Consider the following 14,528-nt stretch of genomic DNA (forward strand, 5'->3'; position numbering starts at 1 on the left):
TTCGCATGCGCTTACGCGCGCGCATGCCCTGCTTTTGTGCGCAGCCAGTTATATAGGCCTCGGCGCTGTCCAAAAGCTCCAGTAAAACGGTCAAGAATCATCGCCAAAATAACGACGGAAAGCCCTGCTTCCACCCCTAAAGCCGTATCAAGACGATTAAGTGAAGCAATCACGTCGCCACCCAGTCCTCCGGCACCGACCAAACCTGCGATGACCACCATGGAGAGCGACAACATAATTACTTGGTTAACTCCCGCCATAATGGACGGCAGAGCTAGCGGGAGTTGGATTTGACGGAGGATTCGCATGGGAGTTGCCCCAAACGACTGTCCTGCTTCAACGGTTTCGCTATCCACACCGCGAATACCTAATTCTGTAAGGCGCACTCCGGGGGCCATTGCGAACACAATAGTGGCCACGATTCCAGGAGCTACTCCCACACGGAACAGCAAAAGCGCTGGAATGAGGTACACAAATGCGGGCATCGTCTGTAAAAAGTCCATGACTGGCTTAACGATGTAAGAAACCCAGCGCACTTTTGCTGATGCTATGCCCAGCGGAATACCCAAAAGTATCGCCAAGCTTGCAGCAACAAGCACAAGCGCAAGCGTGCTCATAGCGTTGTCCCACTGATCCATCGCAACAATGAGGAACAGCCCTGCTACAGAAAGCAGTCCAAAGACTAGGCCTCGAGCCAGCAGACCAAGCACTCCGATAATGACGATAATCGTTAATGCGGCTGGTTCTGAGAGCATCCAGTTAACGCCGTCATACATGCCAACAAAAACGACACGTAGCCAATCAAATACTGCAGACAGGTTGGCAACAACCCAGTCAACAGCGTCTGAAGCAATGTCACCTACTGGTAGACGGAAGTTATCCATTATTTTCCATCTCCCAACGTTTCGGCTGATGTTTCATCTCCGCTACTTGCCCCTTGCGCAAGTGCTTCTTCAATGACTTCAGCCGGCAATGCGGCTTGTAGTGGTTGTGGAGTGAACTCAGTTGTGCCATCCCCGCTGAGTGCTGCAAGCAATACAACGCGAGGCACTACCCCGCACAGTTTTCGGTCTTCGTCCAGAACAACAAGCGGGTACGGAGATTCCACTGCTGGCCCAACGAGATCTGCAAGCACATCGTCAGGGGCTGCAACTGGAGCCTGCACAAGCGCATCGTCCAACACGCTAACGTGTGAACGCACGAGTTCAAGGGCTGCTCGGTCAGTAAGTATTCCCATGTATTGCTGTTGTCGGTTGGTTACAACACATGATGAAGTTTGCTGTTCTCGCATGACCCGTAATGCTGCGCGCGGACCACTGGGTTGTTGAATGTGGGCGGCTGGTGCCTGCATGACAGATACTGCAGTAAGCACGCGTGCCCTGTCCACGTCTTGCACGAATTGCGAAACGTAGTCGTTTGCTGGATCTTGCAAGATGTCCTCAGGCGAACCTATTTGAACGATTTGACCATCGCGCATGACTGCGATTCGGTCGCCTAGGAACATGGCTTCGTTGAGGTCGTGCGTGATGAAGATAATTGTCTTACCAAGTTGCGACTGTAAGGTCACAAGTTGTTCTTGCATTTCACGACGAATGAGCGGATCGAGTGCTGAGAACGCTTCGTCCATCAGCAAGATATCGGTGTCAGCGGCCAAGGCGCGGGCGAGCCCAACGCGCTGCTGCATACCACCTGATAATTCGTTGGGGTGTTTGTTTTCCCACCCTGATAGCCCAACAAGATCCACAAATTCTTGGGCTTTTGCGAGTCGTTCAGATTTGGCTATTTTACGGATTTCTAAGCCGTAAGCAACGTTTTCAATAACGGTGCGGTGCGGGAGCAATGCGAACTTCTGGAACACCATGGAAACCTTGTGTTCTCGCACGTTGCGAAGTTTTTTCGCGGGTATACCCGAAATGTTTTCGCCAAGGATTTCAACGCTGCCTGCGGTTGGTTCTAGTAGCCCATTCAGCATTCTGATGAGCGTAGATTTTCCTGAGCCAGAAAGGCCCATGACCACAAAGATTTCTCCGCGTGCAACGTCGAACGTTGCATCTATGACAGCTGCTGTTGCGTGAGGTTCAAGTTCCTTTCGTTGTGCGCCGGCTTGTAATTTAGCCACCGCGTTTTCTGCTTTATGACCAAATACTTTGTATAGGCCATCGGCTTTGAGGACGACTTCACTGATATTCATAAATGGGGTGGCACGTTGTGGCCGTAGCCGGGTTCCTACAATGCGTTTGGGGTCCTTTCCCAAACACCTAAACCGCTCTGCGATGGTCAACAGTTTCATACTGTGGTCGACCAACACATCTGGCGGGCATTGCGGCACCTTACATTCGCGTTTCGGTATTTCCGTTGCGCGCTTGCGGCGTTGCTTGGCTAGCCCTTTGCAGATCCTTTGCCAAACAGCCACCGACGTTACCATATGTAAATTTTTCACCCGAGCGTAAAGCGCTTTACGCCCTCTTTTAACCTGAATTAACAAAGTTGTCGGCGGGTGAAACACGTCACAAACACAAGAAAAGTATCTTCTCGCCAGCCCGCGTTTAAAGCGGTGGCAATGCGCATCCCTCAAAGCCTTCCGAACTGCTTTACCAAACTGTTACCCAGAAAGTGCGCGAAAACCAAAACCGTCACTGTTCAAAAAAACAAAAAAGCTCACAAGGGGCATCACTGCCCATTCTTTTAGATGCTTTCCGAGAATTAACTTTGAGCCACACCATGCACTACAGCGCACAACATAACGCGCTCATGCACGTTATGTTGATCGGACTCTCCAGCCGCGGAAAACACACATGCCGCGTAGCAATATCCGGAGAGGGTCGCACGTAACCATTGCCCTAGACGGTAATGGGAAAAGTACACTTCAACGCCGCATTATTCATTAGTAAGTAAACCTTGCTAACAGATCGGCATTGAACATTACTAGCACGGCAGGGGGTCGGCTAGCGCTTACGCCCTCCCGTATGGATAGCGTCAGCCCTTCCCCACATGTTGCATGCACTATGTGCAACGGTGAAGGCTGCCACGCACCAGTTCAAAGACGAACAGGAAGAGCATGCGTATCTCTGCAATTTCGCGGCGCGCCCGCATAGCGGCCATCGCAACAATGTTTGCCATGGCTACAGCGCTACTCACGATTCCTGCAACTAGCGCACAAGCTGCCGCTTGTGAACCCGCGTGGGTTGCCGGAAACACTTACACCGCTGGAAAACTCGTCTCGCACGAAGGTAAAAACTATAAAGCCAAGTGGTGGACTAACTCCGAAGTCCCCGGCGCTTCAGCTTGGGGTGCTTGGGAACTCACAGGCACGTGTGGCACCACAAATCCGACACCGGACCCAACAACCACACCAACGCCAGATCCAACTACCACCCCAACACCGGATCCCACACCGACGCCTGATCCCACACCGACGCCTGATCCCACACCGACGCCTGATCCCACACCGACGGGCACACCTTGGACAACAAACCCTGACGAAAAGTGCCGCCCAGATGGCCTTTACCAAACCCCAGGTGTGAACGTCCCTTACTGCACTATCTACGATGAAAACGGTCGAGAAAAACTTCCCAACGCTCTCAACAACCGAGTCATCGGATACTTCACATCATGGCGCCACGGTGCTGACAACAAACCAAGCTATCTCGCAAGCGACATTCCTTGGAAGAAGCTCAGCCACATCAACTACGCATTCGCGCACATTAACGGACAAGGAAAACTCTCCGTTAACGCTGAAGTTCCAGGTAACGCAGCAACCGACATGACCTGGCCAAACGTAACCGGTGCAGAAATGGACCCCGCTTACTCATACAAAGGCCACTTCAACCTGCTCAACAAATACAAAAAATCCAACCCAGGAGTTAAAGCACTCGTATCAGTTGGTGGATGGGCAGAAACCGGCGGACACTTTGATGCGAACGGAAAACGCGTTGCAGACGGCGGCTTCTACACACTCACTGACTCACAAGCAAAAATTGATGCTTTTGCTGACTCAGCAGTCGAATTTATTCGTCAATACGGTTTTGATGGCGTAGATATCGACTACGAATACGCAAACTCAAACAGCAAAGCAGGCAGCCCAGACGACTTCTCGTTCTCTGAGCCACGCCGTGCAAAACTGTGGGGTGGTTACGAATCACTTATGAAGACACTGCGCGAAAAGCTTGACCGTGCAGGTGCACAAGACGGAAAGCACTACATGCTTACCGTTGCGGCTCCTGCATCAGGCTGGCTCCTACGTGGTGCTGAAACCTACCAAGTCATGCGTTATCTCGACTACGTCAACATCATGAGCTACGACCTGCACGGAGCATGGAACAGTTACGTTGGCGGTAACGGCGCACTCTTCGACGACGGAAAAGACCCAGAACTCGCAGCAGGTGGCGTCTACAACGCATACTCAAACATCGGATACCTCAACACAGACTGGGCATACCACTACTTCCGTGGAGCTGCCCAAGCCGGCCGAATCAACATTGGTGTGCCGTTCTACACCCGTGGTTGGGATGGCGTGCAAGGCGGCACAAATGGCCTCTATGGCTCGGCACCGCTTGCAGACCAAACCAAATGCCCACCAGGTACTGGACCATCACTAGGAGGAAACTCTAAATGTGGTGCAGGAGCAACTGGAATCAACAACCTGTGGCACGACCTAGATGCGCAGGGCAACGAGCTCGGTGCAGGTGCCAACCCAATTTGGCACGTCTTAAACCTACAAAAGGGTGTCGTTGGTGATTACGTCAGCTCATACGGTTCACCTACGACCCTAAACGGCACGTATACCCACCACTTCGACGACGTAACCAAAGTTGAATGGTGGTGGAACAACACCACAAAGACCTTCCTGTCAGGTGACTCTGAACAAGCCATCCGAGCTAAAGCAGACTACGTTGCCAACAAGGGCGCTGGTGGAATCATGATCTGGGAACTCGCAGGTGACTACGAGTACAACCAGACCAAGGGCCAATACGAGATGGGGTCCACGCTCGTGAACCTCATTCACGACCGCTTGTCGAAGTCAACGCCATACAAGGCAACCAAATCTAATGTTGCAATCCCAAGCAACGTAATTGACCTCGACATGACCTATTCGGACTTCGCACTTGGCGACAACAACTACCCCATCAACCCGAAAGTAACCTTCACCAACAAGTCAAAGACTGCTATTCCAGCAGGATCAACAATCACCTTTGACACTGCAACATCAGACACCGGTGCAATGGGTGAACAAGGTGGCTGGGGAATCACCAAGGTAAAGAGCGACCACAGCGGAAACAACGTGGGCGGCCTTAAAGGTGACTTCCACACCTACTCGTTGAAGGTTCCAGCAGGAGGAATTCCAGCAGGTGGTTCAGCATCAACGAAGTTCAGTTGGCGTTTGCCAATGACCTCCATTTCCAACCTACGCGTAGCAATCAACGGTGAAACCTATGGAACCACCTATGACATGCCACGTAACGCTCTCGTCGTAGAGCCAAAGGGTGGAAGCGGTGGCGATGGTGGCACGGGCACGTGTGGCACACCAGCTGCTTGGAACGCGACGACTGCCTACACTGCTGGCGCTCATGTGACCTACAACGGTTCAATTTACACTGCAAAGTGGTGGACCCAAGGCGATAAGCCAGACACAAGCGCACCTTGGCGCGCTGGATGCTAACAGCATCTGCATACTGAGGTAGCACACGGTGTGGGGTACCAGTTACAAACTGGTACCCCACACCTTTTCTTTTATGGAGTTACAACGCCTGCTCTTACTGCAAAAACAGCGAGTTGCACCCGATTCGTAGTATCAGATTTTTCCATTGCAGCCGATACATGACTTTTTACTGTGGCTTCGCCCAAATTGAGTTCTGCTGCAATCTGGGGATTACTTTTTCCAGTGACAAGCAAAGCAGTAACTTCACGTTCACGCTGAGTAAAAGTTGAAAATTTCTCAACGCATTTAAAAGCCGTAGCATCTGAGCGGGATCGCGCGTGGTCCATAATAATGCGTGCAGCACGAGCAGAAATCGCACCCGTTTTAGCAGCAACATTGCGTATGGCCGACTGTATTTCTTCAGGGGAAGCATCTTTAGCTAAGAACCCATCAACCCCGGCATCTACAGAATCGATAACTGCTGCTTGAGTATCAAAAGAAGTGAGAGCAATTATTCCTGCACTAAATCCCAGAGCACGTAATTGTCGAGTTGTAGCGATCCCGTCTTGACGGCCCATTCGTATATCCATCAAAACAACAGTCGGACGATGAGCCCGCACAGCTTCTACGACTTCGTCACCGTCAGATACTTCAGCGATTATTTGACAGCCTGCTGCCTCAATGATGATCCGCAGAAACCGTCGGATCATTGGGTCATCGTCAACAAGTAAAACGGGTATTGAAATATTCGGATCAGTAATTTCATACTGCAGGGAATTAGACATGAATGCTTCGTTCTCGATAAAAATAACTGTATTTACTAGTTTTCATTATTCCAAGGTAAACGTGCTTGTAAAATAAATACCCGACCAATTTCGCTAGTCGTGACACTTCCGCCAAGAGTTTCTGCGCGTTCTTGCATTCCTGGAATCCCTGCCTGTGATCCTTGTGAGCATATTTTAGCTGATTCGGATATTTCATTAATGACGTCAATCGTTATGCCAAGACCCGGCGCACCTAACACACGCATAACGATCGGAGATTCTAAGCCATACCGAATCGCATTGGTTAATGCTTCTTGCGTTATTCGATATACGGCATTGGTCAAACTATGCGAAGCTTTATCACCATCTTGAATTCGGATTTCTGGCTGGACAGGAGCACCCGATTCTTGGGCTTCTCGCACTAGCATGTCGAGATCGGCCAGCGTTGGTGTCACGCCCGTGTAACCGCCATCTTTTGAATCTCGTAATGACGAAATAAGACCCCGCATCTCGTCAAGAGCACGATTCACAGATAACCTCATGGCTCGCGCACTTTCTGGAACATTGGGGTCGCTTGAGGTGACTTCTAATGCTGATGCTTGCAGTGAAACCAAAGAGAGTTGATGCGCAACGGTATCGTGCATTTCCCTCGCAATAAGGTCACGCTCTTGTTGCCTACTTAGCTCTTCTTGGCGCTTTGGATCTTGAACTGGAACTGCGCTTGTATGCCCTTCAGGTCTATTAGGTGCCTGCCGTTGTGACGGTTGAGGCTGGATCGGCTGCTGTCCACGCTGATAGTTGTGTTGATAATTCTGTCGAACCTGCTGAACAGGCATAGGCATAGGCATAGGCACGGTATGCGCATTGGGGGCATTCATGCGCACTGGTGCGAGGGCATGCCCATGTGCGTGTGCTCTCGGCGTTAAAGGCACGTTTATAGCAGTTTTTTGGTGCCGACGCCGTATTCCAAGAAGCACGGGAACAATAAGAAACGTTATTCCCATGACTATGTACGATTCGTGCGATAACTGTGTCATCACTCCTGCTTCTTCAATTGTGAATAGCGATTGTGGGACATCGCGCACATAATCTCGATAAAGAGCTATTCCAGTTGCAAGACCTGCAACAACGATTGTTAATAGAACAATGGTCTGAGGAGCACAAGCAATCACCCAAATCAGTGGCACGAGAACACCAAAAGGTGATAATGGAAAAACAGTTACCACTACAGCATTAAAAGAAAAAATAAGAAGTGGCTTTTTCCTTCGCCACCACATAGATAAAGTGACAAGAACCGCCATAACAAAATTTAAGTAAAAAAACACATATTCGATATCCGTTGCCGTGTCTTCAACTGGGACTGCGATAAATACCATCGACATAAAAGCAACACATATAAATGTAATAGTCGTCAACGTTACCCGTTGCGTCTTTTGCGGCGGACTGAAAGGGCCACGTATATCACCAGAAAGTGACCAAGGGCTACCGTTAAGCCACTGCATAGTGCGGAAGAACATGAACATAGTGTATATACAGCCTCAGACGTCCATCTCCCCCAACCAGCTAATCATCTCCACCCGATTGGGGGATACAAAGCAGGCATGCTGACCAGCATTCTTATTGAGCACACATTGCTCATTGGAAGGTCATCATGACTCAAGACAACCGTTTCAACCCACCGCAACCTTTTGCAGAACAGCAAGGTCCTGCTCCAGCACCACATCCGGCGCCCCCTGCTGGCCCTCCTCACAACGGGTGGCAGCCAACTCCTCCACCTAAAAAATCTTGGTTTGCTCGACACAAGTTTTTAACTGCTTTGGGAATAATCGCAGCCCTCATTTTTATAGGGTCTTTAGCTAATGGAAGCGGAAACGACGGCAACGCATCACCGGCCGCTCAAGACACAACCAACGATGCTTCCGAAGAAAATGCGGAAAAACCAAAGAAAGAAAAACCAAAGAAAAAAGGCTTCAAAATTGGTGACGTAGCCAAAGCCGGTGACATGACATACAAGGTCACTGGAGTGGAAACAGCGAAGACAGTTGGTAGTGATTTCTTAAAGGAAAAGGCTAAAGGAACATATGTAATCGTTTCTTTAGACGTCACAAACAACTCTGATGAGGCTGCTCTTGTCACATCATCATTCTTCTCACTCACAAGCGGGGGTAAAACATTTGAAGCCGATGACATGGCTTCAATCACTGCAAGCACACATGATGGTGGTGACTCATTTTTTGTTGAAGAGCTTAACCCTGATCTAAAAATGTCAGGAGTTGTCGTCTTCGATGTGTCTGATTCCGTAGCTGACGCTAAAGACAACATTTTTCAAGCTCAAACAGGTTTTTGGGGAACAGAAAAAGTTGATATTACTTTGAGCAAGTAACTCGAGATCCACCTTACATGGCACACTTTGCGCGAGTGTGACCTGTTGTCCGCGGCATTTATTATGCCGCGGACAACGTTGTGTTACTGATGTTGCATAACTCAACCGGCTAGGAAAAGTGATGCACACTACACTGATTTTGAAGTGTGTATACAGAACCGAGTTGAGGGGCATTCCATGAAAACACACACGATCGTGGCTGCACTCTCATCCGGCTTGCCAGACTTTCAGCAAGAACTTGCCGGCGAGATCCTCACCATTGATTTCTCTATTAAAGGAACTCGGTTCATAGGCATAAACGCAGGTAGCGAGTTTCGCCCTAACCCATCAATCTCGTTTACGGTAACCCACTCTGCTGCACTTCACGCCAATCCTGAATCGACGCTCAGGCAGCGTTGGGAAAGCCTCCGGCAAGATGGAACAGTCCTTATGGAACTTGATTCCTACGAGTTTTCCCCACTATACGGGTGGGTGGAAGACAAATACGGGGTGTCTTGGCAACTCACCTTGCAGAACGACGAACAGCCCACAACCACCCCTCCGCGCCCTGAAATAATCCCTTCTCTTCTGTTCAACGGCGAACAAGTAAACCGTGCAGAAGAAGCCATCAACGCGTATACGTCGATTTTCCCTCATTCGCGTTTAAATTTTGCCGCTCGATACCCCGAAGACTCAGGTCATGCCAAAGCCGGGTCGATCATGTACGCAGATTTCCTTCTAGCTGATCAATGGTTCATCGCAATGGATTCTGGCGCGGATCACAACTTCACGTTCTCAGAAGGTGTGTCTTTGCTGGTGGAATGTGATACCCAAGAAGAAATAGATCACTATTGGGAAGCACTTTCTCACGTTCCTGAAGCCGAACAGTGCGGTTGGTGCAAAGACAAGTTTGGGGTGAGCTGGCAGATAGCACCACGAAACATTGATGAATTTGTTACGACAAACATTGCAGCATTCACCGCAATGCTGTCGATGAAAAAGATTGATATCGCTGTTTTAAAGGCAGCGCAGTAAAACGCCCACAAGGCAGCATTACTGCAGGCAAACCTACCCGGAGAAAGGCCAACCATGCGCATCGGTGTTCCCAAAGAAATAAAAAATCACGAAGATAGAGTTGGCCTCACACCAGCAGGTGTGTACGAACTCGTTCATGCTGGGCACACCGTACTGATCGAAACTGGAGCAGGATTAGGATCTGGTTTCAGCGACGAAGAGTACCGCGCAAAAGGGGCTCGCATCGCTTCAGATGCCGCAACAACGTGGGGTGAAGCAGAACTTGTTGTAAAAGTTAAAGAACCCTTAGAAGCAGAATTTCCTTACCTGCGAAGCGATCTTATTCTTTTCACATACCTTCACCTTGCAGCTGCTCCGCAACTCACGCATGCCCTTTTGTCTGCTGGAACCACAGCGCTCGCTTACGAAACCGTTCAGTTATCTGATGGGTCTTTGCCGCTTCTTGCGCCCATGAGCGAAGTGGCTGGGCGTTTAAGTGTTCAGGTTGGGGCTTACCATTTGATGAAACCTGCTGGTGGACTTGGAAAACTCATGGGCGGTGTTCCTGGGACTCCCAGCGCAAAAGTAGTTGTGATCGGTGGTGGCGTTGCTGGAACTGAGGCTGCTTTTACTGCGTCCGGAATGGGTGCGGACGTTACTGTCATTGACCGTTCTGTACCGCGGCTTCGCTACATTTCTACACGCAGCGAATCACGCATCCATACGGTGTATTCGTCGCAGGTTGAAATCGCTGAGCAGGTAACCCAAGCCGACCTTGTTATCGGCTCAGTTCTTATTACTGGTGATGCTGCACCGAAACTCGTCACGGACGAGATGATTAAAAACATGCAGCCGGGGTCTGTTCTCGTCGATATCGCTATTGATCAGGGCGGCTGTTTTGAACATTCACGTCCAACAACCCACGACGATCCCGTGTATGCGGTTCACGATTCGTTATTTTATTGCGTCAGTAATATGCCTGGAGCTGTTCCACACACTGCAACACGTGCCTTAACGAATGTCACCTTGCCGTACATTTCAATGATTGCTTCACACGGATGGAAAGAAGCCGTATCGCAGGATGCCTCGCTGAGAAAAGGCGTGAACGTACACGACGGCCACGTTGCGCATCATGGTGTTGCTCAAGCGTTGCATCTGCCTCATCATGAACTTCATTTCTAGATCTGCTCGGCAGCTAATTCCGGTGTCGCTTCATGCTGTGATGGTCCTAGAATCATGTACTTAACTAGGCTAAACTCGGGCTTTGAGCAGCGCGTGTAGAGATTCATAGGTGAATCAGGGAGGCTACTGTCGCCACATGAAAATGGAGTGCCCATGAGCGTGTCCTTTGTTGTCTCTGCTGAACAATTCGATCGTATTTTCCCTGAAAGAAACCCTTTCTACACGTATGAGGGGCTTGTAGAAGCGACCTCGAAATATCCTGAATTTGCTCGTAGTGGTGGTGATGAGATCGCTCGTCGTGAGGCTGCAGCGTTCCTTGCAAACGTCAGCCATGAAACGCTACAGCTGAAGCACGTTACTGAAATAAACACGAGCCTTTATCACCACTATTGCGATCCTTCACAACCTTATGGGTGCCCTGCGGGACAGTCGGCTTATTACGGTCGCGGACCCATCCAGTTGTCGTGGAATTTCAACTACAAGGCTGCGGGAGATGCTCTCGGGTTTGATTTGCTTAACCACCCTGAATTAGTGGAACAAGACCCGATGATCGCGTGGGCTACAGGCTTGTGGTATTGGAACACTCAGGTTGGCCCAGGCACCTACACCTGTCACGATGCGATTGTCGGCGATCAGGGATTTAGAGAAACGATCCGCACAATCAACGGTCCGCTTGAATGCGAAGGTGGAAATCCGCGGCAAGTAGCAAGCCGTATTCGCTTGTTTACGGAGTATGCAGAAATTCTTGGCACAACAACAGGTGATCGTCTCTCCTGCTGATGGGTGTGAAAAGGGTGGGTGGTTACCTGTTAGGTAACCACCCACCCTTGTGTCAGATAGTGCTTGACCTGAGCAGGTTATGCGCAGGTGCCGCCCTTCTTCCATGAGTTGCTTCCTGCAGCCCCTGGAACGTCAGAGTTTGTCCACCATTGTGCCGTGTATGTTGCACCGTTGTATGTAACAACGTTACCGGCGACATACACTTTCCCGGCTACCCATCCAGCACAGGCTGGAGTTGTGGGAGGAGTGGTCGGTTGAGTGGTTGGGGTTGAGGTTGGGGTTGGGGTGGTTGTGTCACAGGTTTTAATTGTTTTCCAAGGACCCCACTGGTCGGAGCTTGGGGCTTGACCTTGAACCCACCATTTTGCTTCGTATACGACACCTTGATAGATGGCCCGCGCTCCGCCGTTGTACACCGCGTTTGCGTTCCACAACGCAATACCATCACAGGTGACAGTTCCTGGATCGGTTGGAGGCGTTGTGGGGTCGGTTGGTGGTGTGGTTGGGTCAGTTGGAGGCGTTGTGGGATCTGTTGGTGGAGTGGTTGGGTCAGTTGGAGGTGTCCATGTTCCACCAAGAGAAAGCCTGTTAGCCATCTTCGTTGCTAGTTCATAGTTGTTTGTGGCATCCCAGTTCACCGACCATGTCATTACGCCACCGATTGGCCCGTAAGGTTTGGCAGGTTTGAACGTGCCACAGTTTGTTCCTTTTTCAAGGCAGTCAACAGCAGCAATAACATTGCTCATGGGCTGATATCCGCCACCGGCAGCGCTTGGCACTGCAGGAACACCGATACCTACTTGATCTGGTCTCAGTCCCATTTCAAGTTGGATACATGCAAGCGACGTCAAGAAGTCAACGGAGCCTTGGCTGTATACCTGCTGGTTGCAGCCCATCATTGCACCAGAGTTGTAGTACTGCATGTTAACAATCGTCAGGATGTCCGCGATCTTCTTTGTTAACTGGTAGTACGGCATTGTGGTTGCTTGGTAGTCAATGCTTTGTGGAGCCATCGCAATAATGAAGTTTGGCCCGATGCGTCCATGAAGGTCGCGTAGCGCGCTAGCAAGTGGGTCTGCTGTTACGCCGTGTTCGAGGTCGATGTCGATTCCATCGAAACCGTATTCTTTGATGAGCGCGTGTGCAGTGTCAGCAAAGTTTTTTGCTTCTGTTGCATTGCTGATAGATACGTGGGCTTTTTCTCCACCCACAGACAAGATGACTTTACGGCCTTGTGCTTGCACAGCTTTGATGTCTGCTTTGAATTCTTCAACTGTGTAGCCGCCCAATTCTTGCGACTCTAGGGTGAAAGAAATTCCGCCGGGCACGCCTGGCGCGCTTTCAGCAAAGGCAACAGCAACAAGGTTGTATGCCTGAGGCACATCCCGCAATTTTAGGATTGTTGATCCGTTATTGAAGTTATGCCAGTATCCAGTAAGCCACTGGTGGGGCGTCGAAGCTGCTGCTGCGGGAGCAGTTTCTGTTCTGTTCATTGCGTTGGCACTTGCGATACCCATCGATACAAGTACTGCCATCGACGCGGCAACTGCCAGGGACTTACGAATCCATGAAGGTTTCATGATTATGTCCATTCACATCGTCGTGATCCTTAGTTAAGGTTCCTTACATTTTAGTCGTTTTAGGACTATTGGGAACCCTTGCATATGGTTCAAGATGCCCATCAAGCGCTGTGCTGTGAATGAAAAATAAACATGCTTATCTCATTTAGTGCGCAGCTTTCTGGTGCCGGACCTTCCCAAACGCTGCAACAACACCGACAACAAGCAGCCCCACGCCGAGGCCTAGGAACGCCGAGTATATGGTGTCTCCACACCATGCTCCCACTGCCCCACTAAAGCCTTCGAACCAATGCGCAATATCGTGGGCAATGTTGTAAAGCGGTTTAAACCCGAGGTCATACAACGACTTAGCGACGATGTGCCCACCAACCCACAACATTGCGATTGTTCCAACGGTTGAAAGCACGTTAAAAACCCGCGGCATTCCTTTAACAAGACCGCGACCAAACCCAGCTATTGCTTGCTTAGGTGACTGCGCTAAACGCACTCCAACATCATCCATTTTGACGAGCAAGGCGACGACGCCGTACACGCCAGCGGTCATCATCAGAGCGATAATCGCAAGGATTCCCACTTGCTCCCAGAATGGGTGATCCCCGACGTTAGATAACGCAATGAGCATGATCTCTGCAGACAAAATAAGGTCGGTGCGCACAGCGCCGCGGACAAGTGAAGACTCGAACTCTTCGGAGTTTTTCACTTCTTCAACCGCATGCTTTTTATCGCCATGCAAGTGAACGCCGAACCAGCCTAAAACTTTCTCTGCCCCCTCGAACGCAAGATATGTTCCACCAATAATGAGGAGTATGGGCAGCGCCCATGGCGCCCATGTGGTGAGCACTAAGGCGATTGGCAGAATAACGAGGAATTTATTGCGCAACGAACCGATCGTGATCCGTTTGATCACAGGGAGTTCCCGGCTTGGGGCGATCCCTTGCACGTACTGTGGGGTGACGGCAGCGTCGTCGATGACAACGCCTAACGACTTTGCAGAAGCTTTGGCAGCTGCTGCCGCCATGTCGTCGATAGACGATGCTGCAGCTTTAGCGAGCAGCGCTATGTCATCTAGTAGTGCAAAAAAGCCTGAAGCCATCACACGCCTTCTTCCCCGTTGTTGCATTCATGTGAACACGCCACCGTTATGTTTGCGTCTTTATACGATGGTGCGACTTCACAATGTATCAGTCAGTGGCTTTTCTGCGTGTGGA

General features: G+C 50.3%; 11 protein-coding genes. 5 read left to right on the forward strand and 6 right to left on the reverse strand.

Annotation, left to right across the window (positions count from 1 at the left end; translation table 11 throughout):
* Positions 1-11: 11 nt before the first annotated feature.
* Both ACR9EC_RS04910 and ACR9EC_RS04915 read right to left on the reverse strand, forming a co-directional pair.
* Positions 12-884, reverse strand: a complete 873-nt coding sequence (locus ACR9EC_RS04910) for an ABC transporter permease (RefSeq protein ID WP_435300384.1) — start codon at positions 882-884, stop codon at positions 12-14.
* A complete protein-coding gene (locus ACR9EC_RS04915; protein WP_435300385.1) occupies positions 884-2,191 on the reverse strand; it encodes a quaternary amine ABC transporter ATP-binding protein in 1,308 nt (435 codons plus the stop codon). The genes ACR9EC_RS04910 and ACR9EC_RS04915 overlap by 1 nt, the downstream gene beginning before the upstream one ends.
* Positions 2,192-3,058: 867 nt before the next feature.
* Between ACR9EC_RS04915 and ACR9EC_RS04920 the strand changes: the two genes are divergently transcribed.
* Positions 3,059-5,659, forward strand: a complete 2,601-nt coding sequence (locus ACR9EC_RS04920; protein WP_435300386.1) for a glycosyl hydrolase family 18 protein — start codon at positions 3,059-3,061, stop codon at positions 5,657-5,659.
* Positions 5,660-5,730: 71 nt separating this feature from the next.
* Here the strand turns inward: ACR9EC_RS04920 and ACR9EC_RS04925 are convergent, their stop codons facing one another.
* Positions 5,731-6,423, reverse strand: coding sequence for a response regulator (locus tag ACR9EC_RS04925; protein ID WP_435300387.1), 693 nt, complete (start codon positions 6,421-6,423; stop codon positions 5,731-5,733).
* Positions 6,424-6,458: 35 nt separating this feature from the next.
* On the reverse strand, positions 6,459-7,919 hold the full coding sequence (locus ACR9EC_RS04930) for a sensor histidine kinase (RefSeq protein ID WP_435300388.1): 1,461 nt from the start codon (positions 7,917-7,919) through the stop codon (positions 6,459-6,461).
* A 134-nt stretch (positions 7,920-8,053) separates the two neighbouring features.
* On the opposite strand from ACR9EC_RS04930, the gene ACR9EC_RS04935 reads away from it, so the two are divergent.
* The 4 genes from ACR9EC_RS04935 to ACR9EC_RS04950 all read left to right on the forward strand — a co-directional run bounded on the left by ACR9EC_RS04935 (position 8,054) and on the right by ACR9EC_RS04950 (position 11,740).
* Positions 8,054-8,785 carry a DUF4352 domain-containing protein gene (locus ACR9EC_RS04935; RefSeq protein WP_435300389.1) on the forward strand — a complete coding sequence of 244 codons (732 nt, stop codon included), beginning with the start codon at positions 8,054-8,056 and terminating at the stop codon, positions 8,783-8,785.
* 177 nt (positions 8,786-8,962) lie between these two features.
* Positions 8,963-9,799, forward strand: coding sequence for a VOC family protein (locus ACR9EC_RS04940; RefSeq protein ID WP_435300390.1), 837 nt, complete (start codon positions 8,963-8,965; stop codon positions 9,797-9,799).
* A 54-nt stretch (positions 9,800-9,853) separates the two neighbouring features.
* On the forward strand, positions 9,854-10,960 hold the full coding sequence (gene ald / locus ACR9EC_RS04945; RefSeq protein ID WP_435300391.1) for an alanine dehydrogenase: 1,107 nt from the start codon (positions 9,854-9,856) through the stop codon (positions 10,958-10,960).
* A 153-nt stretch (positions 10,961-11,113) separates the two neighbouring features.
* Positions 11,114-11,740 carry a chitinase gene (locus tag ACR9EC_RS04950; RefSeq protein WP_435300392.1) on the forward strand — a complete coding sequence of 209 codons (627 nt, stop codon included), beginning with the start codon at positions 11,114-11,116 and terminating at the stop codon, positions 11,738-11,740.
* Between the two features lie 77 nt (positions 11,741-11,817).
* On the opposite strand, the gene ACR9EC_RS04955 is transcribed toward ACR9EC_RS04950, so the two are convergent.
* Together ACR9EC_RS04955 and ACR9EC_RS04960 are read right to left on the reverse strand one after the other, a co-directional pair.
* Positions 11,818-13,320, reverse strand: coding sequence for a glycosyl hydrolase family 18 protein (locus tag ACR9EC_RS04955; protein WP_435300393.1), 1,503 nt, complete (start codon positions 13,318-13,320; stop codon positions 11,818-11,820).
* A gap of 145 nt (positions 13,321-13,465) precedes the next feature.
* The gene (locus tag ACR9EC_RS04960) at positions 13,466-14,413 is read right to left on the reverse strand and encodes a DUF808 domain-containing protein (RefSeq protein ID WP_435300394.1); all 948 of its coding nucleotides are present in this window, start codon (positions 14,411-14,413) and stop codon (positions 13,466-13,468) included.
* Positions 14,414-14,528 lie beyond the last annotated feature (115 nt).

Origin of the sequence: Timonella sp. A28 (genome assembly GCF_051200815.1) — a bacterium.
In the GTDB taxonomy this organism is placed as follows: Bacteria; Actinomycetota; Actinomycetes; order Actinomycetales; family Cellulomonadaceae; genus Timonella.

What these genes read in the sequence shown, in the direction of transcription:
- ACR9EC_RS04910 (WP_435300384.1), bottom strand. Translation starts at nt 884, where the DNA reads ATGGATAACTTCCGTCTACCAGTAGGTGACATTGCTTCAGACGCTGTT.
- ACR9EC_RS04915 (WP_435300385.1), bottom strand. Translation starts at nt 2,191, where the DNA reads ATGAATATCAGTGAAGTCGTCCTCAAAGCCGATGGCCTATACAAAGTA.
- ACR9EC_RS04920 (WP_435300386.1), top strand. Translation starts at nt 3,059, where the DNA reads ATGCGTATCTCTGCAATTTCGCGGCGCGCCCGCATAGCGGCCATCGCA.
- ACR9EC_RS04925 (WP_435300387.1), bottom strand. Translation starts at nt 6,423, where the DNA reads ATGTCTAATTCCCTGCAGTATGAAATTACTGATCCGAATATTTCAATA.
- ACR9EC_RS04930 (WP_435300388.1), bottom strand. Translation starts at nt 7,919, where the DNA reads ATGTTCTTCCGCACTATGCAGTGGCTTAACGGTAGCCCTTGGTCACTT.
- ACR9EC_RS04935 (WP_435300389.1), top strand. Translation starts at nt 8,054, where the DNA reads ATGACTCAAGACAACCGTTTCAACCCACCGCAACCTTTTGCAGAACAG.
- ACR9EC_RS04940 (WP_435300390.1), top strand. Translation starts at nt 8,963, where the DNA reads ATGAAAACACACACGATCGTGGCTGCACTCTCATCCGGCTTGCCAGAC.
- ald (WP_435300391.1), top strand. Translation starts at nt 9,854, where the DNA reads ATGCGCATCGGTGTTCCCAAAGAAATAAAAAATCACGAAGATAGAGTT.
- ACR9EC_RS04950 (WP_435300392.1), top strand. Translation starts at nt 11,114, where the DNA reads ATGAGCGTGTCCTTTGTTGTCTCTGCTGAACAATTCGATCGTATTTTC.
- ACR9EC_RS04955 (WP_435300393.1), bottom strand. Translation starts at nt 13,320, where the DNA reads ATGAAACCTTCATGGATTCGTAAGTCCCTGGCAGTTGCCGCGTCGATG.
- ACR9EC_RS04960 (WP_435300394.1), bottom strand. Translation starts at nt 14,413, where the DNA reads ATGGCTTCAGGCTTTTTTGCACTACTAGATGACATAGCGCTGCTCGCT.